General features: G+C 34.9%; 23 protein-coding genes, 2 tRNA genes and 2 pseudogenes. 13 read left to right on the forward strand and 14 right to left on the reverse strand.

All coding sequences use genetic code 11. The features are described 5' to 3' along the window. Positions 1 to 31: 31 nt before the first annotated feature. The 14 genes and pseudogenes from BLT84_RS12150 to BLT84_RS12220 all read right to left on the reverse strand — a co-directional run bounded on the left by BLT84_RS12150 (position 32) and on the right by BLT84_RS12220 (position 11,460). A complete protein-coding gene (locus BLT84_RS12150) occupies positions 32 to 691 on the reverse strand; it encodes an MBL fold metallo-hydrolase (RefSeq protein ID WP_091266105.1) in 660 nt (219 codons plus the stop codon). A gap of 45 nt (positions 692 to 736) precedes the next feature. Further along, positions 737 to 2,040, reverse strand: a pseudogene (gene tnpC / locus BLT84_RS16245) (IS66 family transposase); the annotation flags it as partial. A 470-nt stretch (positions 2,041 to 2,510) separates the two neighbouring features. Further along, positions 2,511 to 2,918, reverse strand: a pseudogene (gene mobB, locus BLT84_RS12165) (MobB family relaxase); the annotation flags it as partial. Between the two features lie 11 nt (positions 2,919 to 2,929). Beyond that, positions 2,930 to 3,310, reverse strand: a complete 381-nt coding sequence (locus BLT84_RS12170; RefSeq protein WP_091266112.1) for a BfmA/BtgA family mobilization protein — start codon at positions 3,308 to 3,310, stop codon at positions 2,930 to 2,932. A gap of 428 nt (positions 3,311 to 3,738) precedes the next feature. Next, positions 3,739 to 3,936 carry a hypothetical protein gene (locus BLT84_RS12175; protein WP_091266123.1) on the reverse strand — a complete coding sequence of 66 codons (198 nt, stop codon included), beginning with the start codon at positions 3,934 to 3,936 and terminating at the stop codon, positions 3,739 to 3,741. Between the two features lie 11 nt (positions 3,937 to 3,947). Further along, positions 3,948 to 4,328 (reverse strand): DUF6876 family protein, encoded by a 381-nt coding sequence (locus tag BLT84_RS12180; protein WP_091266126.1) that lies wholly within the window; start codon positions 4,326 to 4,328, stop codon positions 3,948 to 3,950. A 77-nt stretch (positions 4,329 to 4,405) separates the two neighbouring features. Next, the gene (locus tag BLT84_RS12185; protein ID WP_091266129.1) at positions 4,406 to 4,762 is read right to left on the reverse strand and encodes a single-stranded DNA-binding protein; all 357 of its coding nucleotides are present in this window, start codon (positions 4,760 to 4,762) and stop codon (positions 4,406 to 4,408) included. A gap of 17 nt (positions 4,763 to 4,779) precedes the next feature. Next, positions 4,780 to 4,983 (reverse strand): hypothetical protein, encoded by a 204-nt coding sequence (locus BLT84_RS12190; protein WP_091266133.1) that lies wholly within the window; start codon positions 4,981 to 4,983, stop codon positions 4,780 to 4,782. A gap of 637 nt (positions 4,984 to 5,620) precedes the next feature. Beyond that, positions 5,621 to 7,054 carry a hypothetical protein gene (locus BLT84_RS12195; protein ID WP_091266136.1) on the reverse strand — a complete coding sequence of 478 codons (1,434 nt, stop codon included), beginning with the start codon at positions 7,052 to 7,054 and terminating at the stop codon, positions 5,621 to 5,623. Next, complete coding sequence (locus BLT84_RS12200; RefSeq protein WP_091266139.1) at positions 7,041 to 8,069, reverse strand: hypothetical protein; 1,029 nt, start codon at positions 8,067 to 8,069, stop codon at positions 7,041 to 7,043. The genes BLT84_RS12195 and BLT84_RS12200 overlap by 14 nt, the downstream gene beginning before the upstream one ends. A gap of 337 nt (positions 8,070 to 8,406) precedes the next feature. Further along, on the reverse strand, positions 8,407 to 9,660 hold the full coding sequence (locus BLT84_RS12205) for a site-specific integrase (RefSeq protein ID WP_091266142.1): 1,254 nt from the start codon (positions 9,658 to 9,660) through the stop codon (positions 8,407 to 8,409). Positions 9,661 to 9,887: 227 nt separating this feature from the next. Continuing rightward, positions 9,888 to 9,962: transfer RNA gene (locus tag BLT84_RS12210), tRNA-Pro, on the reverse strand. 28 nt (positions 9,963 to 9,990) lie between these two features. Further along, a tRNA-Ser gene (locus tag BLT84_RS12215) sits at positions 9,991 to 10,075 on the reverse strand. A 137-nt stretch (positions 10,076 to 10,212) separates the two neighbouring features. Beyond that, entirely contained in the window at positions 10,213 to 11,460 is a 1,248-nt protein-coding gene (locus BLT84_RS12220; protein WP_091266146.1) for an NAD(P)/FAD-dependent oxidoreductase, read from the reverse strand. A gap of 87 nt (positions 11,461 to 11,547) precedes the next feature. Here BLT84_RS12220 and hutH point away from each other — a divergent pair, with 87 nt between their 5' ends. The 13 genes from hutH (at position 11,548) to BLT84_RS12285 (ending at position 21,694) form a co-directional block, all read left to right on the forward strand. Continuing rightward, positions 11,548 to 13,080: a histidine ammonia-lyase gene (gene hutH, locus BLT84_RS12225; RefSeq protein WP_091266149.1), complete on the forward strand. Its 1,533-nt coding sequence runs from the start codon at positions 11,548 to 11,550 to the stop codon at positions 13,078 to 13,080. A gap of 17 nt (positions 13,081 to 13,097) precedes the next feature. Next, positions 13,098 to 13,835 carry a 3-oxoacyl-ACP reductase FabG gene (gene fabG / locus BLT84_RS12230; RefSeq protein WP_091266152.1) on the forward strand — a complete coding sequence of 246 codons (738 nt, stop codon included), beginning with the start codon at positions 13,098 to 13,100 and terminating at the stop codon, positions 13,833 to 13,835. A 2-nt stretch (positions 13,836 to 13,837) separates the two neighbouring features. After that, positions 13,838 to 14,716: a lipid A biosynthesis acyltransferase gene (locus BLT84_RS12235; protein WP_034892643.1), complete on the forward strand. Its 879-nt coding sequence runs from the start codon at positions 13,838 to 13,840 to the stop codon at positions 14,714 to 14,716. Between the two features lie 11 nt (positions 14,717 to 14,727). Then, complete coding sequence (locus BLT84_RS12240; RefSeq protein ID WP_034892647.1) at positions 14,728 to 15,177, forward strand: hypothetical protein; 450 nt, start codon at positions 14,728 to 14,730, stop codon at positions 15,175 to 15,177. Between the two features lies 1 nt (position 15,178). Next, on the forward strand, positions 15,179 to 15,598 hold the full coding sequence (locus BLT84_RS12245) for an acyl-CoA thioesterase (protein WP_091266155.1): 420 nt from the start codon (positions 15,179 to 15,181) through the stop codon (positions 15,596 to 15,598). Further along, positions 15,599 to 16,744, forward strand: coding sequence for a beta-ketoacyl synthase N-terminal-like domain-containing protein (locus BLT84_RS12250; RefSeq protein WP_091266158.1), 1,146 nt, complete (start codon positions 15,599 to 15,601; stop codon positions 16,742 to 16,744). Next, positions 16,737 to 17,345, forward strand: coding sequence for a hypothetical protein (locus tag BLT84_RS12255; protein WP_091266160.1), 609 nt, complete (start codon positions 16,737 to 16,739; stop codon positions 17,343 to 17,345). Before BLT84_RS12250 ends, BLT84_RS12255 begins: the two co-directional genes overlap by 8 nt. Next, positions 17,338 to 17,595 (forward strand): phosphopantetheine-binding protein, encoded by a 258-nt coding sequence (locus BLT84_RS12260; RefSeq protein WP_091266162.1) that lies wholly within the window; start codon positions 17,338 to 17,340, stop codon positions 17,593 to 17,595. The genes BLT84_RS12255 and BLT84_RS12260 overlap by 8 nt, the downstream gene beginning before the upstream one ends. Positions 17,596 to 17,598: 3 nt before the next feature. After that, positions 17,599 to 18,789: a beta-ketoacyl-[acyl-carrier-protein] synthase family protein gene (locus tag BLT84_RS12265; RefSeq protein WP_034892661.1), complete on the forward strand. Its 1,191-nt coding sequence runs from the start codon at positions 17,599 to 17,601 to the stop codon at positions 18,787 to 18,789. Continuing rightward, positions 18,779 to 19,840 carry a beta-ketoacyl synthase chain length factor gene (locus BLT84_RS12270; protein WP_091266165.1) on the forward strand — a complete coding sequence of 354 codons (1,062 nt, stop codon included), beginning with the start codon at positions 18,779 to 18,781 and terminating at the stop codon, positions 19,838 to 19,840. The genes BLT84_RS12265 and BLT84_RS12270 overlap by 11 nt, the downstream gene beginning before the upstream one ends. Then, on the forward strand, positions 19,837 to 20,607 hold the full coding sequence (locus BLT84_RS12275; protein ID WP_231929316.1) for a polysaccharide deacetylase family protein: 771 nt from the start codon (positions 19,837 to 19,839) through the stop codon (positions 20,605 to 20,607). Before BLT84_RS12270 ends, BLT84_RS12275 begins: the two co-directional genes overlap by 4 nt. Before the next feature lie 13 nt (positions 20,608 to 20,620). Then, positions 20,621 to 21,217 (forward strand): LolA family protein, encoded by a 597-nt coding sequence (locus BLT84_RS12280; protein ID WP_231556206.1) that lies wholly within the window; start codon positions 20,621 to 20,623, stop codon positions 21,215 to 21,217. 102 nt (positions 21,218 to 21,319) lie between these two features. Then, a complete protein-coding gene (locus BLT84_RS12285; protein ID WP_091266168.1) occupies positions 21,320 to 21,694 on the forward strand; it encodes a hydroxymyristoyl-ACP dehydratase in 375 nt (124 codons plus the stop codon). The last annotated feature ends 101 nt before the right edge of the window (positions 21,695 to 21,795 follow it).

Here is a 21,795-nt window from a genome sequence, read left to right on the forward strand (position 1 = left end):
AAGCATCTTCGCAATAATTATTTTTGAAATCTTAGAAAGAAATCCCATCGCCAATTTCATATAAAGTCAGAAATTGGATCCCTTCATCTTTAAAATAAGGGAGATAAGTATTATAGCGTTGCTTTAAAAAATAAGGTTTGGCAAATCCATCGTGGACCGGAAATATAATTTCGGGCTTCATTTTTAACGCAAAATGATAAACATCCAGTTCAGTTAAAAAAGGAGCCATCACGGGTAAAATCAAGCAATGGATACCTTTAAACTTAAGGAGCTTGTTGCTGAAGGAATCGCCGGGATTTAAAATTTTATCATTAATTAGGTAAGCGGTATTTTTAGGACATTTTTCAGATAATATTTCCTGATGGGGTGTAACTAAAGCATCCACTTTAAAGGAACCCAGGATTTTCTGTCCTTCTTCAAACAGATGAACTTTTAGACCTTGGGCGCTTAATGCCTCCGTCACTTCTGAATTCCCATAAATATCGGCTCCCGATAATTTGGAGATTAGGGTTAACGCATCAATATCTATATGATCGAGATGATCATGGGTTAAAATTATAAAATCTACATCTTTAAAGGTTTCAGGAGCTACCAGCTTGTCCTGAAAGGTGAACTTTCCCGGATCGAAAAGCAACTTTTTATCACCTTCAGAAATTAAAATGCAAGAATGTACATATTTTTGAATACGCATAATTTTAGGTTACGGTGTTATAAAATTAGAATCTTTTTTTTGTAACTAATCAGTTTGTACTTCTGTACCTAATTCTGCTATAAAAATAAGACTATTTAAGACATTTGCCCCACTTTTAATGGTTGTATCTATTACCGATCTTATTTTAGCAAAATTCTGTGCTGCTTGTTCTTTTTTGAACTGTCATGATATTTTTTGTTTGACCTTTACATTGCGTATGGCCCGCTCCGAGGCGTTATTATCTGGCGGCACGTTTTTGAAGTAGAGAAAGGTAAAGAGGCTATGCCTTTCTTTGCGCATTCTTTTGTAAAAAGTGTAAAGCTCTTTATGTTTTTTATCAGGAGGCCGTTCCAGTAAGTCAGGTGCTTTACAATGGAGGTTCTTTCAATTTGATGTTCCCGGTTTTGAAGGTCCAATTTGTTTTTAAGTTTTAGGAACCGTGCAAGAAGTTTTTTAAAATCTTTGCTCCATTTATTCTTAGGATACCGCTGGTTAAGGTAGTTCAGCGTACGGCTCAAATGCGCCAAACAGCTTTGATGGTTTTAGGAAGCGGTTTTAAGCTGTGCTTTCCATCCATCGTGTACCAAAGTGCTTTGGGGAAATCCCAAGAGGAATTCCCTGTCGATAGTTTGGCCCCCTCTGTTATCTGAATGAGCAATAAAAGTAAGTTTGGAGGTTTGCCAGGTCCAGAACCAATGCTTCTTGCCATTGACCTTGACCCCGGTCTCATCCGTGCCTACTTCCGGGCTTTGCTGCACCCGTTGTTTTATGATTTGGTACATCGGAGTGGTTTTTTGGGCAAACTTCCCGAGTAGATAATGGATGCCCCCTTCGCTAATATTGACTCCAAAAACATTGTTGAAAGTTACTTTCATCCTGGCAAAGGGCAAGTGTTGGCGAGCATGGAAATAAGCAATAAGTGCTTCGATATTTTCTCCATAACTTATAGGGGCATTCACGCGTTGTGGAAAGCCCGAAGTAGTTTGACATCCACAACCGCATATTTTGCTGAATGTCCGGTATTCTGTATAGACTGCTTTTATGGGTGGGAGATCTATTATTTGCCTGGAGTTTTCTTTGATAGGGGACCTATCCTGCAAGGATGCACCACAGACATTGCAATACTCCGGTTGTAACTCAATAACCACATCCGTAAAGCTTATCATTTCAAGGGCATTGCCCTGTCTCCCCTTTTGTCCACCCGGCTTTTTACCAGTAGGGACTCGCAAGCTTTGATTCTTTAGAGGTCGGTTCTCATCCTTAGAAGGTGGTATAGAACTGTTACGGCTGTTCTTGGTATTTTCATATTTAGCCAGGCGATCCTTTAGAAAAGTATTCTCCTTTTCAAGGGATTCCACTTTTTTCTCCAATGCTTCAAGATGCCTTATAAGTGCTTCGATATTCACACCATGAAAGTACAAAAGCAAAAATATTGAACTAATATTCTTGCCGACTATGGCATGAAGCAAAAATTTTTCAAGGTCTTTTTGTCATGCCAAAAACAACTATATTAGATACTGATTAGTTACTCAAATTTTAATAAAAACATAAAAATTAATTCCTGCAAAGACACTAATAATATATAACAAACTATGACTAAAATTGATTGTATAAATAACAAAGTTTATCATGGCAATTTTTTAGGCTAGTAGCCACTCATTTAAATATAATGCTTCAAAAACTATATCGGCACTCTTATATTACTACCACCATAAACTATCAAGCTAACTTTATTCATAAAGATGCTGACGATGCATTGGATAGTGTAATTAATTTTTGATTTCCAGTAATGAATTTGGAGTGATAAAAAATATACTAAACCCTTAAAGGTTCGTTGATGCTCAATTTTTGCATAGTATTTTATATCATCGATGGTTACCGGTCGGCCATTAATTTCCCGGTTGAACGATTGCAAATAATCTTTCATCAACTCACGGGTGTATTTTTTTAAGTCTTCGCTGCTGTTCTGTAACCGGTTCAATTCATACTTCGACGGACTGACCGTAATCGAATAGAATTTCGGTTCTTTCTTTTTTAATTTTGCACCATTTCCATCAATATCTTTTACCACTTCTTCCGCTGAAAATTCATCGCCATATTGATTGAAAAAGTGTTCCATTTCTTCCTGCTCCAGACCTTAGTTTTCCTTTTCCAGATAGCCCACAAAATCGGCCGAACTTTGGGAATAGTTCCCGCCCAGTTTTTGAGGTGTGATCGTGATATACATAGCTCAAAAATTTACAGTTCGTTGTTGTGGTTTTGTTTTTCTTGAAATTTTACTTTCGGCTTTTCTTCCACAAATTTCTTCTCTAAAATCAGGGGTTTCTTTTTGGGTTCTTCGGTCTGAAAAAGGGATTCGATCATCGCCACGGTGGGTTTGGTCTGGGTCTTTTCCATATCTCTCATTATGGCGATTACGGCATTGATCCGTTTCTTTAAATTGGCCTCGATTGTCCTCCCGGTCGGGCCCAGTTTCTCCCGTGGGGATATCTCGTTGTAGAAGAAAAAATCGAGCATCGTGGCCATTGCCTCGGTGAGCGATTTAAAGTGTGTTCGTGAAAATTGCTGGAAACGTTTCGCCGTTTCCTTTTTGAACCGAATGCCAATAAATGAGTCCATAATTCGCCGATTTGTCGCAAATCCTTCCCTAAAATTGGGCGCTTACGGGGGATTTGTCGCAAATTGTAGAAATCTAAATAATCAACTTATTTTTAAATACTTATAAATCAATTGATTAACTAGAAATAGGAGTGCTTAACATCGCATCGCGTGTTACCCTCTTGCTACTCCTTTTCGTCCCGCCCAGCGGGACAAAAATTTCGTACAATCTGGCTAAAAAGCCAATTGCCATTTTGGGAAAATGGATTTCCGATATGTTATTTTTCGATGTGTACGGTTATCGGCGAAAGTGAAAAATGGATAACAATACTTAAAATTGAATGCTGAATTTCAGCGAAATAAAGATACGTTTTTTATTTGATTTGGAAGGGTCAAACCTCAAAAACACCCCTAAAAATTAGAGGTGCTTCATCATTAAGTTCAGAAAATCATATGTTGAATACGAAGGTGTAGGAATACAAATTTCGTAATGCTTCTTCCTCTATCATCGTTTCAAAACAAGTGTAATTTTCTCTCACGTATTTGCGAATACTATCGCCAAATTTACGTTCTACGTCCTTTTTAGAATCTTCCAAGATTCGGTTTTGAGCTTCCTCGCTCAAGTCTGTAAAATTTAGATATACCATAGCTTCAAAATTTAATATTCGCTTGGCAGCATCAGCGTATCGTTTACAAAAAACAACCGCAGTTCATCGAGCGGAAAATCGTTCGCCCGATAGCCGTGTTTTTCCAAAACGTTGTCGTTCCCATCGGTGTAGGTTATCTCGGCTTCGTAGCCCGTAAAATCCTGTCTTTCCTCGGGCAACCTTTTAAAGTCTATGGTTTTGAACTCGCTTCGGTTCATCAGACTTTTTGCGATTACGGAAGTGTCCGTAATGAGCCAAAAACATTCGGAACCTTCCGCCAAATATTTCAGTCCGTTTGTGTATCGGGTTCTTAATAATGCGATTTGAAATATGGTTTCCGAACCGTGAAAATGTTGTAAACCCTCTTTAATTTCGTTAACTTGTGCTTTCATTTTGATTTCTATTTCAGGAGTTAATAATGAAAAAAGAGGGCGCAACTTTAGACGGAAACGCCCTCTTTATTTTTAAATTAATCGGCTGAATTATTGCCGTTCTTAGTTCCCAACAAAAGGATTTCGTTGGCTTCCAATTCGGTAACATATCTTTTGATACTGTCCTTGTCCTCGTAGCTTCGGGATTTCAATTTCCCGGTTACCCCGATTTCCTTGCCCTTTCCGGCATACTTCTCGATGATTTCGGCAGTTTTGCCCCAGGCTACAATTGTGTGCCATTCGGTATTTTGGACTTTTTCGCCCTTGGCATCTTTGTAATACTCGTTCGTGGCGAGTGAAAGACGGGCTACTTTTTTACCGCTTTCAAGGTTCGTGATTTGTGGCTCTTGGCCAACGTTTCCGATTAACTGTACGTGATTTTTTAAAGTGTTCATAATAAAAGAATTAAAGATTAATTAAGGCTACCCGAACCCTTCGGATAGTTTGCGTTTATGTTTTTTTGAAGTGATTTACTTATTATATCCAGAGCGTTTTCCTTTTTTTGTTTTTTTAGTCCCGCTTCCTTTTTGATGTTTTTGTAAGATTTCATAATATTCAGTTTAGATTTACTTCCCATAGAGCCGTCCGCTGTTACCTTTTTTTGTTGCTGATACATTTTCAATATTTGGAATTAATAAGGAGTTATAAAAGGGAGCCACGACCGGTTATGCACTCCGTTTAACTTCCAAATGTTGGTATTTTGCCTACAAAAAAACGGTTGGGACAGCGGTGGCTCGGGAGTAGGTCTAAATGCCTTTTGTGAAGTATAAAAACATAGGAAGCGGGACTAAATAATTAAATGGAATTCCGATTTGGCGGACTTCGTTCACGATTTCGTATTGGAATGGAGTGCGCTTCCCGGCAGCGCGGGAAGGGCAAACGGAACGGAAAATAGCAATCGGGGATGGTGTCCAAGACCTATGTAGGAAAGCTCTTTGCCCGGAATGGAGCGATTCCTGCCCCTTCGGCAGGCGGGCGCGGAATGGAGCGGCAATGTGCTGACCGGGTTATGGAAAAGGATAATCCTCTTGAAGTAGGATTTAAAGCGGACTTGACTTCAAAGCTGTAGATTGAAATGGAGTTTGGCCGCTTCCCGGTTTTTCCCGGGAATGAGCGGGCAAGAGGAATGGAAATCGGAAGCTTTGGAGTTGTGTCCAAGACCTCTGTAATGAAGCGCTTTTCCCGAAATGGAGCTTTTTCTGCGGAATACAGGGGAATGGGCTGAGTGTAATTAGTGTCTCAATTAATAGAAATTAGATAGCTTCGGATAAATAGAGTACAGCAAACGTAAGGACAACCATAGTTAAAATCCATAGGATTACATAGACGCTTATTCTTGTATTGAAATATGATATTTCATCATCAAATTCAGAATCATTTTTTAAAATTCGCTCTATGTCTGATTTTTCCATTATATCCAGATTTTTTACCTTAACACTTCGATAGTGTTTTTTTATCCTATCTCTCATTGTGATAACCGACCAAATTGTGTAAATAAGATATATTACGGATATTCCTATAAAAGCGAAGAAAAGCACGGTAGTATCTTTGGTAAAAATCTGTTCAAAATCCTTCTTAATTAAGGTTCTAAGTACGTAAACAGACATAAAAAAGGATATGTAAAGAAAATTACTTTTTTGGTAATTTGTTCTCAATTCTTGAAGGCTACTCCTTATTTCTTTTAAAATATCGGCTAATTCATCATTTATTTTGGATCTAACTTTAAGGTATTGAGAAACATTTTCTTTGAGGTAAATTTTGTGTCCAGAGAGAATAGAGCTAAATACTGAATCATTTAAAAGTATGTTGTTTTCCGTGATATGTAGGGATATAATGTTTTTCGATATGCCTAGTTTATCAGCAATATTGGCACTGTCGTCAAAAATCCATTTATTAATTTTTGAATATATATTGTAGTTTTTTGTTAGATCCTTAACAGGTAACTTTCCTTGAAAAAATTTATAACCTTTTAACTGGTAAAATAAATTATCTCCCTGCAAATAGGTAACATCAAAAAGGCTCGTAATTGAAAACAAATTACTCAAATTTGTGAGACGAGATGGTAAAAAAAGACAGCTCAAATTTTTCTCTAAAACTTTAAAGTCAGTTCCTATATAGGGATATTCATTATTTTGATCAAAATTTGAATATTCAGGATATGCTTTTAAATTTTTATTTACAGAAGTTGAATCATTTACTCTTACACGCTTTGAATATAAATGAGCCTGATTATTTTCAATTATATTAAAATTGACAAAACCATTTTTTTTTATATCATTAGAAATTGTCTTTAACAGATCAATCGCCGATCTAGATTCAATCCACTCGTTAAAAGCTTTTTCACAATATACGTTTCTATTAACCTTCCTTGTATCTTTATAGATTTCTAATTTTAGAGATAATTCTTCATCTTGAAGAAGTTGAATCGCGTTATACTCACTAACAAAATTTTGATCTATAGAATTCGAACAGGTCAATAGATTTTCATCCCCATTTAGCGTAATTGCCAAACTCCACTCATCAGAAATACCATTAAAAAAAATATTTAAATTTCCTTCATTTCTTAATGATGTTTTTTCCTTGACAATCCCCGAAATAATGGTCTTTTCATAGCGATCATCGCAAATAAGATCGTCTCCATTGGAAAAAATAAAACCTACTATTTCTGAAATGCTATTCATCTTCATTTCTCAAAAACTCTTTATAAACATCTTCATTTTCTGTTAAAATCTGCAAATACATTTGACCACTACTGGTTTTACCTGAGCGTAATGTTTTTCTGAAATGTGGAACGTCTGTCTTTAGGTACAGATCAATTGCATCAGATACTTTGACCCTAGTGGACATTCTTTTTTTAATGTGTTTTTTTGAAATATCAAATGCTTTATCAAAACCTAAACTGGATGGTAAAGATCTAATTTTAGCAACCAAGGGATCAATTTTTAAATTTTCATCTTCAGGTTCATAATTTGAGAAAAGAGTTTCTATAAAATCTTCTATTTCAAATATATCCTTCCTGCGATAGTAGCCAACGAAGCTGTTTCTGAGGATACGATAATCAGCTGGATGTTTCTTTTTAATTCCGCTAAAAACTCGAGTATCAAAAAAATCCATAGATTTTTCTGTATTAAAAGCATCTGTATGTTTAGCTTCAAGCTCTAAAAATTCTCTCCACCAATATTTAGATAAGTTAGCATCCAAGACATCGACTTCATCTGCAACAATTCCATCTTTCAAATGTATCAACGCTGCTTTAAAAATTTTTTTATCCCAAGGCAATCCACTACGAATCGTAAGAGAATTTTCATCAAGAAATTCATTATGATCGGCCTTACAAATAATAATATTTTCCTTTCCATCTATTTCAATATATGCTTGGAACAAACTGCCCTTTAAAATATCTACTTTTAATTTCTTATTGTCAAGCTGTTGTTGGGCATCTTTTTCTTTATTTAAGAGGCGCTGGGCAGCCAAATTAATTGATTTTTTCCGGTTGTTATCTGTAACGATATCATCTAGAACATTTCTTACCTCTGATTTTGAACTAGAAAATATATACTGTCTTTTTCTGGGACTATCCGTTATTTCCTTAAATAGTTTGTCTGTATATTCCTTTAAGGAGTCGCTATGTGTAATGTTAATATCTCTTATTGAAGAGTCTCTATGATTTATATGGTTAAGGGAAGCATATTTTATAGTCATAAATAAAAAATTTTGTTAAAGATATTAATATTACGGAAAATCAATTCTTTTCTTCAAAATTATCTTGATAATTACAAATAGGCATTCACTTTTATCAATGGTATTTTACGAGTTTACCATTGATTATAAGCAAACTTTACCACTTATATTTTTATATAGATTTAAAACCATAAACGAAAATTTACATTTGCTTAGTAAGCTTCCTATTTTAAGGATATAAAATGACTTAACACAGAAAATTATGGCTCAATAAAAAACCAAAATCAGCAAGGGATTAGACTGGAAAAAATAAGAGTGCCGACTGGATTAGAACCTAAAAGGTGTTTTCCGAAATGAATTATTGATAATGCACCCTAGTTTCAGCTTTGTCCTTGGTGTTTAATTTACCGCGTAACGAACGCATATCCGAAGATACTTTCTGCTCGATGACCCGGGCATAGATTTGCGTTGTGGAAAGCTTGGTATGACCCAGTAGTTTTGAAACGGTCTCAATGGGCACACCATTGGAAAGCGTAACGGTAGTGGCAAACGTATGTCGGGCTGCGTGGAACGTGAGCTTTTTATTGATTTTTAGGATTGCCGCTATTTCCTTCAAATATTTATTGATCTTTTGATTGGAAAAAACCGGTAGCAGTTTTTCTTGCTTGCCTTTAGGTTCTTGATCATATTTTTTCAGGATAGCAAGCGCTTTATCCAAAAGAGGAATTTTTACCGCTTCATCATTCTTTTCCCTTTTTGTGAATATCCAGTAATCCCCATCGATTCCACGTACAATATGATCATCGCAGAGCAATTTCACATCGATATAGGATAGTCCCGTATAACAGGCAAAAACAAAAACATCCCTCGTTTTTTGGTGCATCCCTTTTAAAAGCTGACCAGATTCCAAAACTTCAAGTTCCGATTGTGATAAAAATGCCCGTTGGTGTTTTGTGAACTTAAGTGAGAACCTGACAAAAGGGTCTTTCTCGACCCATTCCAACCGAAGGGCAAGGTTCATCATCTTTTTCAAACGTTCCAAATGTTTCATAACCCCGTTGTTCTTTAAGGGCTGGGAACGGTTTATGGATTTTCCGGTGCGTAGGAACTGTTCAAAGTCAATGATGAATTTGTACGACAGCTGTTTCAGAAAAACGTCATTGGTCTTTAGTTTGCGCTTCAAATACCGTTTAATATAGCGTTCCGTTGTGAAATAATTTTTCAACGTGCCGGGCTTGAGTACTGAAACCATATTCTTATTATGGTAGGTAACCAGTTGAAGCAGCGTTTTGTGCTGTTCATCTTCCCCGAGATAACGGGCTTTGATAGCTTGGGCGGTAACGTATTTGGATTCGCCCAGAAGCTGTTTGTGGCATTCCAATAAATCGGAATAGACCTGGTCTAAATAGACATTGAGGGCTTTCCCCTCAGAAGTTCTCGAATTTACCCTCTTGGAACGGGTATCCCAATAGGTAACCGATGTGGATCGTTTTAAACTGATCTCGGCACGTTTCCCATCTACCGTAATACGGCCATAAATGGGTGCCAAATCATCTTTTTTCTTGGCCATACTCAGCCAAAAATGAATACTAAAAGTCTTTGAAGTCTGCATAAACTCTCGCTTTAAGTGAATAATCGATTTGTTTACGAAAGTCAAATCGCTGCGAAAGTCAAATCTATTGAATTACCAATGTAGTGAAAATTCTGGTAACAATTTAGGTAACCGAATAGGTAATCTTTGAATTGATATTAAAGCCAATCTTATGATTTCAAGAAAAATGAAAATCCTTGATTTTCATAAGATTAGCTATATTTTGATGTCTATTGACACCGTAATTGTCGGGGTGGCAGGATTCGAACCTGCGGCCTCCTGCTCCCAAAGCAGGCGCGATAACCGGGCTACGCTACACCCCGAATAATTCGGTTAGAATTAAACGTTTTGCGGAGAGTATGAGATTCGAACTCATGCGACAATTGCTCGTCGACAGTTTAGCAAACTGCTCCATTAACCACTCTGGCAACTCTCCATTAAAATAAGAACGATTGCAATTATTTTGCGGTTGCAAATGTAGCTTTTACCTTCATACCATGCAAACCTTTTTAAACATTTTTGAAGTAAATTCTAAACCTTTTTTATAAAGCCTTTGACATCAGAATTTTAACTTTAATTTTTTTTTAAGTCTTTTTCTTCCATTTCTATGAGATGGACAATATTTTTAATGATCCTGGAATGTTTTTTTACAAAGGGATTAGTTTCATCCCAAACATAACCTGCAAGAACAGCACAAATTTGCTCTTTAATATCTGTTCTAGGAGATGGATGAAAAATGATCTTTTGCAAATTTCCTGTATACCATTCTTTTACATAACTCGAAAATACATCTACTCCTTTCTTAATATAAGATGAGTACTCGTCATCCCAATTTACCTGTTCTCCCGATAGTTCTTTTGTAACCAATTTAGAAGCCAATAAACCAGATTCTGTAGCAAATGAAACTCCTGAAGAGAAAACAGGATCTAAAAATTCTGCACTATTTCCGGTTAATACATATCCTGGTCCATGAAGTTGGGTGACATTTTTTGATATATTTTCTACTTGAATAGGATCAAAGAGAAATGCATGCTCTTTAAATCGTCCTGAGTAGAATTTTAATTCTTTAAGCATTTTACGGAATTTTTCCTCATTGTTACCTTCAAATTTCTCAAACCACTCGTTTGGACCAACAAACCCTAAGCTAGAATTTCCATTGGAAAAAGGAAAATACCAAAACCAAACCTTAGTCTCTAGAACCTCAAAGGTTATTAATTCTCCTTCTTTTCCTTGTGGTCTATCATGTTCTTTGATATGAGTAAAAATAGAAGAGTGAGAGGCTATTTGAGGTGGCGCTTCAAGTTTTAACTGTTTTGCCAGCACTCGTCCAAATCCACTAGAATCTATTATAAATCTGGCCTGAATTTCGGAAATTGTATCATTCTGATCTTTGATGGTAGTAACAGAGAATTCTTCTTTAAATTCTACATTAATAACTTCGGATTCAAATAAAATATCAACCCCTTTATTAATAACTTCTTGAGCTAGAGCATTATCAAAATCGGCTCTTGGTACTTGCCAGGTCCAATCCCATCCTTTACCGTGTTTCTTTGAGAAATCAAATTCCCCTACTAAATTGTCTTTAATAAATCGAGCTCCAAATTTCTTCTGAAATCCAACTTTTTTAAGCGCTTCCAGCAATCCGGCTTCTTCAAAATTATCCATACATCGAGGAATCAAACTCTCGCCAATGCTAAATCGTGGAAATTTAGATTTTTCCACTACTTTAATTTTAAATCCTTGATTATGAAGATAGGAGGCAGAGACCATTCCGGATGGCCCGGCGCCAATTATAAGGATATCTGTAATTTCCCTTTTCATTACATTTTAATTGCGCTGTAAATATAGTACATTTGTTAAGAGTTTTAACAACTCGGCACTACCATCATAACCCCAGATTTTGAGAATATGCTTCATATTAAAGATGCCCTAGATTTCGAAGATTTCTTTCAAGTTCTACTTCATGATCAAAAAATTGAATTAGATACAACCTTGCTAAAAAGGGTTTCGGAAAGCTTCGATTTTTTGAAAGAATTTTCAGAAAATAAAATTATCTATGGTGTTAATACAGGCTTTGGGCCTATGGCTCAATATAAGATCAAAGAGAAAGATCGTGTAAAACTTCAATTCAACTTGATAAGAAGTCATGCCTCGGGAATGGGCAAGCCAATGGAGCCCATGTATGTAAAAGCATTAATGCTCGCCAGATTAAATACCTTGGCCTTGGGTAAATCTGGTGTGCATTCTTCGGTAATTGAAACTATGACCAGTTTGATCAATAAAAATATAACGCCTGTTATCTATGAACATGGAGGAGTAGGTGCTTCTGGTGATCTGGTTCAATTAGCACATCTTGCATTGGTGTTAATTGGAGAAGGAGAAGTTTTTTTTGAGGGTGAACGAAGAAAAACAAAGGAAGTTTTTAATTCAGAAAATATAGATCCAATAAAAATTGAGTTGAGAGAAGGACTTGGATTAATGAACGGAACTTCTGCAATGACAGGTATTGGAATTGTTAATGTGATCTACGCAAAAAGATTATTAGATTGGTCGATCTTCTGTTCTTCAGCGATCAATGAGATCGTGCAAGCTTATGATGATCATTTGTCGGAAGAATTGAATAATGCAAAGTTACATGTAGGGCAACAGAAAATAGCTAGAAAAATGAGAAGTCATTTATCTGATAGTCAACTTACCAGAGATAGGAACGAGCATTTGTATAGTGGCAATCATTCTGAAAAAGAATATTTTAAAGAAAAAGTGCAAGAATATTATAGTTTACGATGTGTGCCACAGGTTTTAGGGCCTGTTTATGATACTATTGAAAATGTAAAAAAGATCTTACTGGAAGAAGTAAATTCGGCTAATGATAATCCAATTATAGACGTTAAAAGTAAACAGGTATATCATGGCGGGAATTTTCATGGTGATTATGTTTCGCTTGAAATGGACAAGTTAAAATTGGTAGTTACTAAACTGAGTATTTTAGCAGAACGTCAGCTAAATTATCTGTTAAACAATAAGTTGAATAATATTCTTCCTCCATTTGTAAATCTTGGAGTGCTTGGGTTAAATTTTGGGATGCAGGGAGCTCAATTTAGTGCAGTTTCTACCACGGCAGAAAACCAAATGCTATCTAATTCTATGTATGTGCACAGTATTCCAAATAATAACGATAATCAAGATATCGTAAGCATGGGAACTAATGCTGCTAATATTACTAAAACAGTGATAGAAAATTCCTTTCAGGTGATCTCTGTAGAACTGGTAACAATAATGCAAGCATTGAAATATTTAGATTTTAATGATAAGCTATCCAGTAAAACCTTGGAAAAAGTTAAGATATTTGAAAATATAATTCCTGAAATAAAAGAAGATCTATCGCTTTCAGAAACTTTAGAGCAAGTGAAGGTCTACCTTCAAAATAATGATGCTTATTAATTTAAGGAACTTTTAAAATGAACAATAAGTATGCATTAATAACAGGAGGTTCCAGAGGAATTGGAAAAGCAATCGCTATTAAACTGGCTTCAGAATTACATTATAATATTCTGCTTAATTATGCGGCTAATGATGTTGCAGCGAAAGAAACTCAGGTTTTGGTAGAAGCTGAGAATGTTTCATGCACTTTATTAAAGTTTGATGTAGCTAATACAGAACAAACTTCTCAAATTTTAAAAGAATGGATGGAAGAGCATTCTGAAGCTAAAGTGGAAGTAATAGTAAATAATGCAGGAATTACCAGAGATGGATTATTTATGTGGATGAAACCAGATGATTGGAATTCTGTAATAAATACTAGTCTGCAAGGCTTTTATAATGTTACTCAACCTTTATTGAAGGACATGCTTACCTCCAGATTTGGTAGAATAATCAATATAGTTTCCCTTTCGGGAGTTAAGGGAAATGCAGGGCAAGTAAATTATTCTGCAGCTAAGGGAGCCGTAATTGCTGCAACCAAAGCATTGGCACAAGAAATAGGTAAAAGGAATGTGACCGTAAATGCTGTAGCTCCGGGTTTCATAAAGTCTGATCTTACTGCAGATTTTGATGAAAAGGAACTAAAGAAACAAATCCCTTTAAATAGATTTGGAGAGGCAGAAGAAGTTGCAGAACTCGTGGCTTTTCTAGCTTCTAAAAAAGCATCTTATATTACCGGGGAAGTTATTAATATTAATGGAGGTTTATATTCATAAAAATGTCAGAATGGAAAGGCCAATCCAGAGGAACCGTTCTTGGTTTTAAGATTTATGTTCTTATCATTAAGACCTTTGGCTTATTGGTGGCTTATTTTGTACTTCTCTTTGTTGCGGCTTATTTTATCATATTTTCTTACACTTCAACAAAAAGTACCTATTATCTTTTCAGAAAAAGACTAGGTTATTCAGTATTAAATTCAGCATTTCAGGTGTATAGAAGTTATTTTACATTTGGGAGAATTCAGTTAGATAGAATAGCAATTGCGGTAGGTTTAAAGAAGAAATTCACTTTTGAGTTTGACGGTATTCATTATATCAAAGAAATGCTTTCAGAAAATAGAGGAGGAATTTTACTTACGGCTCATATTGGAAATTTTAATCTGGCAAAACATTTTTTTGATGAGAAGAATAATCCAGCGGTGGTGAATTTGGTGATGACAGATCTGGAACATCGTGAGATTAAAAATTATTTGGAATCTGTTACCGGAAAATCCATGATAAAAAGCATTGTTCTGCAAGATGATCTTTCTCATATTTTTAAAATGAATGAAGCGCTGAAAAATAATGAATTGCTCGTTTTTGCAGCCGATAGATATTTACCAAATGCAAAAACATATTCGGAGGAATTTTTAGGAAAAGAAGTTCAATTTCCACAAGGACCATTTAAATTAGCCATCAGAAATAAAATTCCGGTCTTGTTTGTGCATATTATGAGAGAGCAAAATTTTCATTATCATTTCTATGCAAGACCCTATATTGCTAAAGAGCACAGCACAAAAGAATTATTAAAAGCGTATCTTGGAAACCTTGAAACCATGGTGAAGCAATATCCTCATCAATGGTATAATTATTATGATTATTGGAAGGATTTCAAATAAAACCTATTTTCATGGCAGAAAATTTACTGAAAGAGCCTATAAAATCTCTAGATAGAATTTTACAATTAATTCCGCAGAAACCTCCATTTGTAATGGTAGATGCGTTGTATGATTACACTAAACTTACCGGCACTTCCGGCTTTGATATTTTAGAAGATAATATTCTTGTAGAAGATGGAGTATTTTCTGAACCTGGACTTATAGAGCACATGGCGCAAAGCATGTCTTTACATAGAGGGTATCAAGGATTTTTAGAAGGTTTAGATAAGCCAAGAACAGGGTTTATTGGTGCTATTAAAACTGTTGAGATCTTAGAGCTACCTAAGGCCGGCACGCATCTTACTACATATGTAGAAATACTTCATGAGATCATGAATGTAACTTCGGTATCTGCTATTACTAAGAATGAAGAAGGAAAAGTTATTGCAACTTCTGAAATGAAAACAGTTACTGTAGATTAAGATGCAAAAGCAGTTACTCACATCTCGATTAGAAAGAAGAGTTCAGTTCTACGAATGCGATCCTTTACAGATTGTATGGCATGGAAATTATCTTAAATATTTTGAAGAGGGTAGGGAGGCGTTTTGCAGAAAGCACGGTTTATCTTATTTAGATGCAAAGAGTAATGGCTTTGCAACGCCTATTGTAAAATCTATATGCGAACATAAATTGCCTTTGCAATATGGCGATGTTTTTACCATTGAAACTACTTTTCAGCCTTGTGATGCCGCAAAAATGCATTTTACCTATAAGCTAATTTTAGAAAATAAGGTTATTTGTATAGGGGAGACAGTTCAAGTATTTTTAGGAGAAAACAGAGAATTAATATTGACCAATCCTCCATTTTTCTTAGATTGGAAGAAGAATATGGAATTTGAATAAATGAAGAAGATCTACCTGCATGAAGATGCAATTATCTCACCCTTAGGCTTTACCACTGCTGAAAATATTCAATTTATTTTAGCAAAGCAATCAGGGTTAAAATTACATCCAAACTCAAGGTTCGAGCATAATAGTTTTTATGCGGGGATTATAGATGACGATATCTTGACTAAGTCATTTTCTAAAATTGGAAATTCTGAGGAATATACCAAGTTAGAAAAAATGATGATCTTGGCGGTACAAGCAGTTTTAGATCAGAGTACACAGATCAATTTAAAAGAAATACAGCTGATAGTTTCTACTACCAAAGGGAATATAGACGTTTTAATGGTTGCTTCTAAATTCCCTGAAAAACGGGTGCTGCTCTCTGAATTAGCAAATGTGATCCAACAATTTTTCCATTTCTCTAAAAAACCAATCGTTATCTCTAATGCTTGCATTTCTGGCGGACTTGCCTTGGCAGTGGCGAGAAGATTTATAAACTCTGGAAAATTTAAAGAAGCCATTGTTGTTGGAGGAGATCTTGTTTCAGAATTTGTTGTTTCCGGTTTTAATTCTTTTCAAGCGATTAGCAATGAGCCGTGCAAACCATTTTCGGCAAATAGAACAGGAATAAGTTTAGGAGAGGCTGCAGCAGCGGTTCTTGTTTCTAAAGAGAAAAATATAAATGAAGCTGTAAGTTTAATAGCAGATGCTTCAGCCAATGATGCCAATCATATTTCTGGACCATCCAGAACAGGAGAAGGACTTTATAAAAGCCTTACAACAGCTTTGAATGAGGCTGAAGTTTCATCTTCTCAAATAGATTATTTGTCTGCACACGGAACCGGAACCTCTTTTAACGATAGCATGGAAGCCATTGCCTTTACTAAAGCAGGACTTCAACATACGCCTATTAACAGTTACAAGGCTTATTATGGTCATACGTTGGGTGCAGCATCTTTATTAGAAAGCATTATATTAAAGCATGCAATGTTGAAAGATCAACTTTATGAATCTTTAAATTTTGAAACTTCAGAAATAGAAAACCCTATCAATATCATACAAAAGCATCAAACTAAAAATTTGAGGTATGCTATTAAAACGTCCTCAGGTTTTGGAGGATGTAATTTAGCGATGGTATTTAAAAAGGAAATAGATGGGTAAACAGTTTTATATTAATAATATTGTAAGAATTAAAAATCGTTCCATTTATAATAATCAGGAATTGCTTTTTAGGTCTGAGTTAGATATTGCTGAAATTGATCTTTTCTTTAAAGAAGTCTATCAATTTTTACAGCTTTCATATCCAAAATTCTTTAAAATGGATAGGATGTCTAAATTAGGAATTCTGGCTACAGAAATACTTTTTAATATAGAAAAACAAGATATAAATACCGCCTTGGTGTTCTCCAATAATTCTTCAAGTTTAGATACAGATAAAATACATCAAAATGCTTTATCTCAAATAGTTTCACCGTCTGTTTTTGTCTATACCTTACCTAATATTGTTTTAGGAGAAATAAGTATAAGATATCAGTTGCAAAGTGAGAATATTTTCTTTTTATCAGAAACTTTTGATGCAGAACTTATTGGAGATTACACACAGGTTTTGCTTGATTCTGGAAAAGCTAAAGATGCGGTTTGTGGATGGATAGACCTTAAAAATGCTGAATATGATGTATTTTTGTGCCTAATTTCTGAGGTAGGGGAAATTCCTTTTACCGTTAAGAATTTAGAGCAGTTATATTATTTTGAAAATGAGTGATTTACGTACAGAGTTGAAAGTTAGTATTATCGAGCAATTAAATCTTGAAGAATTATCTGTAGAAGATATTGAAGATAATGAACACCTCTTTGGGGATGGAGTTGGTTTAGATTCTATAGATGCATTAGAATTAATTGTACTACTAGAAAAGGATTACGGTATTAAACTTACAGATCCGCAGCAAGGAAAAGATATCTTTATATCCATAAATAAAATGGCTGAATTTATTGAAGCTAACCGCACTAAATAATCTATGAGGAAAGGAATTGCCATTACCGGAATGGGAATCATTTCTTCTATAGGAAATAACTTAGAAGAGACCTACAGTTCACTTAGTTCTGGTAATAACGGACTTTCATTTTCAGAGATCCTTCAAACCACTCATACAAATTTACCTGTTGGAGAGATAAAGCGTACTAATCTTGAGCTGCAACGATCTCTTAATATCACCATTTCTGAACCAATTACCAGAGCTTCATTATTGGGAATTATAGCCGTTAAGGAAGCAATATCTCATGCTAAATTTAATCTAAAGGATTTAAACAGCTGTGATTTTATTTCTGGTACAAGTGTGGGAGGTATAGATGCTACAGAGAGGTTTTATTCAGATTTTGAGAATGGCGGTCACACGCAATTTATAAAAGCTCAGCATCCAGGTTATACTACTTGTCAAATTGCCAAGTATTTTAAAATAAATGGCCAAGTATCCACTATTAGTACTGCCTGTTCTTCAGCTGCTAACGCAATTATGTTAGGTGCTCGATTAATTAATAGCGGTAGATCTAAAAGAGTGATCGTTGGAGGTACAGATTGTCTAACAAAGTTCACCTTAAATGGCTTTAACTCTTTAATGATCTTGTCTGATGCTCCATGCAAACCTTTTGATGAAGAAAGAAATGGATTGAACCTGGGAGAAGGTGCTGCATATTTGATTTTGGAGGCAGATAACTGCTTAGATGGGAAGAAAGTTCTAGGTAGAGTAACCGGATATGCTAATACGAACGATTCTTATCATCAAACCGCTTCATCTCCTGAAGGGGATGGTGCCTATCTAGCGATGAAAAACGCTATAAATTTTGCTGAAATAGATTTAGGAGAAATAGATTTTATTCATGCACATGGTACGGCTACTAAAAATAATGATCTCTCAGAAAGTGCAGCCATGAAAAGAATATTCAAAAACCATATTCCAGATTTTGCTTCTACAAAGGGATTCACCGGTCATACTTTGGCAGCAGCTGGTGCAGTACAAGCAGTTCTTAATTTGTTAATGTTAGAAAATCAGCAAATATTTCCTAATCTTAATTTTGAAAAATCAATTTATGAGACCGAATTAAGTCCAGTAACAAAAATTAAAGACAGGAAAATAAAGAATATTTTATCCAATTCCTTCGGTTTTGGAGGTAATTGTACTTCTCTAATCTTTAGTAAAGATGAAAAATAGAATCTTTATTAGTGGAATTTCAAGCATTGCAGCTCAAACAGAAGCTTCGGTATTTAACGAAGCTCCAAATGTTTACTCAGATCCAATTTTTGAAATAGTTCCATTCAACCATAAAGAATATATTCCTACAAAATCTTTACGCCGACTCTCCAGGGCTTTAAAAATGAGTATTTCGGGAGCAATTATGGCTCTTAAAGATGCAGAAGTAACATGTCCGGACGCTATAATTACCGGCACTGGACAGGGCTGTAAGCAAGATACAGAACGTTTTTTAGAATCTGTAATTAAACAAAAAGAACTATTATTATCTCCAACAGCCTTCATACACTCTACTCACAATACTATTGGGGGACAGATTGCTCTACACCTTAATAGTAAAGCTTACAATGTTACATATTCACAGAATTCTGTTTCATTAGAATGGGCACTTTTAGATGCCATGATGATATTTGATGAAGGTAAGAATAGTAAAAATGTACTGGTAGGAGGTGTAGATGAAATTTCTGAAACCATCACTGGATTTATGGAGTTTGATCATCAACTTAAGAAAGAGAGAATTTCAAATTTAGAATTATTTAAAAGCGATTCTCGTGGAACGATTACCTCTGAAGGGGCTCATTTTTTCAATTTAACTTCTGAGAATAAGAGCTCCTTGGTAGAATTATTGGATATTTCTATAATTGCAACTTTAGAAGTAGAAAATATAACTAATACAGTTGAAGAGTTTTTAGGTAAAAATCGCATAGCCTCAGCAGATATAGATCTTGTGATCTTGGGTAAGAATGGGGATGTAAATTTTGACCACTTTTATGAAGCTTTAACTACGGGTATTCTCAAAAAGACACAGCAATTAGCTTATAAGCATTTGGTAGGTGAATATAATACGGTTTCTGGATATGCCCTTTGGCTAGGATGTAAGATCATAGAATTGCAAACTATTCCAGAGATCTTAAAAGTTAATAGTGTTACCGCTGGTAAAATAAAGTATGTGCTTTTATATAATCAATATCAGGGTGAAGACCATAGTCTTATTTTAATTAGGAAGCGTTGAAATTTAAAGTAGCACATATAATTATGATTCTCCTCATAGCTTTTGGGGTATTACTTGCATTTCTAAATCTCATTTCTTTTTGGATGATTATTGGAGTTACGGTTGGTTATCTGATCTTCTTACTTGTTATTTCTACCAATGTTAGACTTAATTTTTTTGTTCGTGCTCATAACGCTAATCCCATAGTAGGAGATAGAAGTATTGCCATAACTTTTGATGATGGCCCTGTAGAAAATACGAAAGAGATCTTAAGTATCTTAAAAAAATATGATGTTAAAGCTAGCTTCTTTTGCATAGGTCAGCATATAGAAAATAATCCGGAAATTTTTCAATTACTTTTAGAGGATGGTCATTTTATAGGAAATCATTCTTACTCTCATACCAGAAAAATGGGTTTCCTGTCTTCAAAAGATATCGTTAAAGAAATTAAAGCTTGTGATGCTATTATCTACAAAATTGCAGGAATTAATTCTAGAACATTTAGACCTCCTTTTGGAGTAATAAATCCAAATACTCAAAAAGCGCTAGTTGAGACCGGACATGTGGTAGTAGGGTGGAATGTAAGATCTTATGATGCAGTTTTAAGCTCTTCCAATTTTGTTCTGAGGAGAATTTTAAGAAAGATAAAACCTGGTGATGTTATACTTTTACATGATAACAACCTTAAGACCGTACACATATTGGAACAGTTGTTGATATTTTTGAAAGACAACAATTACACACCAGTTAGAGTTGATACTTTATTTAATATAGATGCGTATAATTAAAATTTTATTCTTTTTGTTTACTGCAGTCGGAATGGCTCAGCAAAGACAAATTCCGGTTTCGGCAACTTCCAACTTTCGGAATTCTGTAGAGAATCGTGCAGATGAGATCAAAACCATGTCTGGAGATTTTGTGCAGGTAAAATATATACAGATGATGCAAGCCGAATCTGTTAGCGCAGGTAGATTGTATTTTAAGTCTCCAGAGGTTCTAAAATGGGAGTATTATAAGCCCTATAGTTATCAGATGTTATTTAAAGAAGGGCAGATGTTCGTGGACGATGAAGGAGAAAAATCTGTTACTAATTTAAGGTCTAATAAAATATTTGAAAAATTGGTAAGTCTTATTTCTGGGAGCGTTAATGGTAAATTGATGGCAGATACAGATAATTTTGATATTACCTATATTCGTGTGAATGCAGATAGGATGGTAGTACTCGTGCCAAGAGATGCGATGCTTAGACAAATGTTTGCTCAAATTGTACTTAAATTTAACAGGCAAAATCTGGTAGATACTGTGAAATTAGTTGAAGAATCTGGAGATTTTACGGAGATACACTTTAAAAATATTAGTATCAACAAACAAATTGATCCTAAAGTGTTTAAGGAATAAGACTTGGTTATTCTTATTAGAGTTTATTATAAAATTTAATGATTCGACTGTAAACATTATATTTTCTCTCTATTTTAGTATTTCTTTAAAAAGAGAGATCACATGCAATTAAAAGATTTTTATACAGAAGTTAGTACTATAGAAGATAACGGTGAGATCATAACCGAAATTTCTATAAACAAACATCATGAGATCTACATTGGTCATTTTCCGGAAAGACCAGTAACTCCCGGAGTTATTCTTATGCAACTATTTAAAGAAGAGGTTGAAAAGAGAACAAATAAGAATCTTCAATTAGAAAAGGCGTTGAACGTAAAGTTTATGGCTGTTGTAGATCCTAATCTTTCAGCCAATTTCACCATGTATTCCCATATATCAGAAAATAATGGTGTTATTGAGTTAAAGGCAATTGCAAAACATCAAGATAAGGTTGCGCTAAAGATCAATTCTACTTATAAGATAATTTCAGATAGATAATATAGAACTGAAGGTGCTATCACTCCATTTATAAACAATACTTTTGTAGTCTAATCTAGACTCTATATTTGACTTCTTCCCCAATATATCAAGCAAGATTT

It is taken from the genome of Gillisia sp. Hel1_33_143, from assembly GCF_900104765.1.
Lineage (GTDB): Bacteria > Bacteroidota > Bacteroidia > Flavobacteriales > Flavobacteriaceae > Gillisia.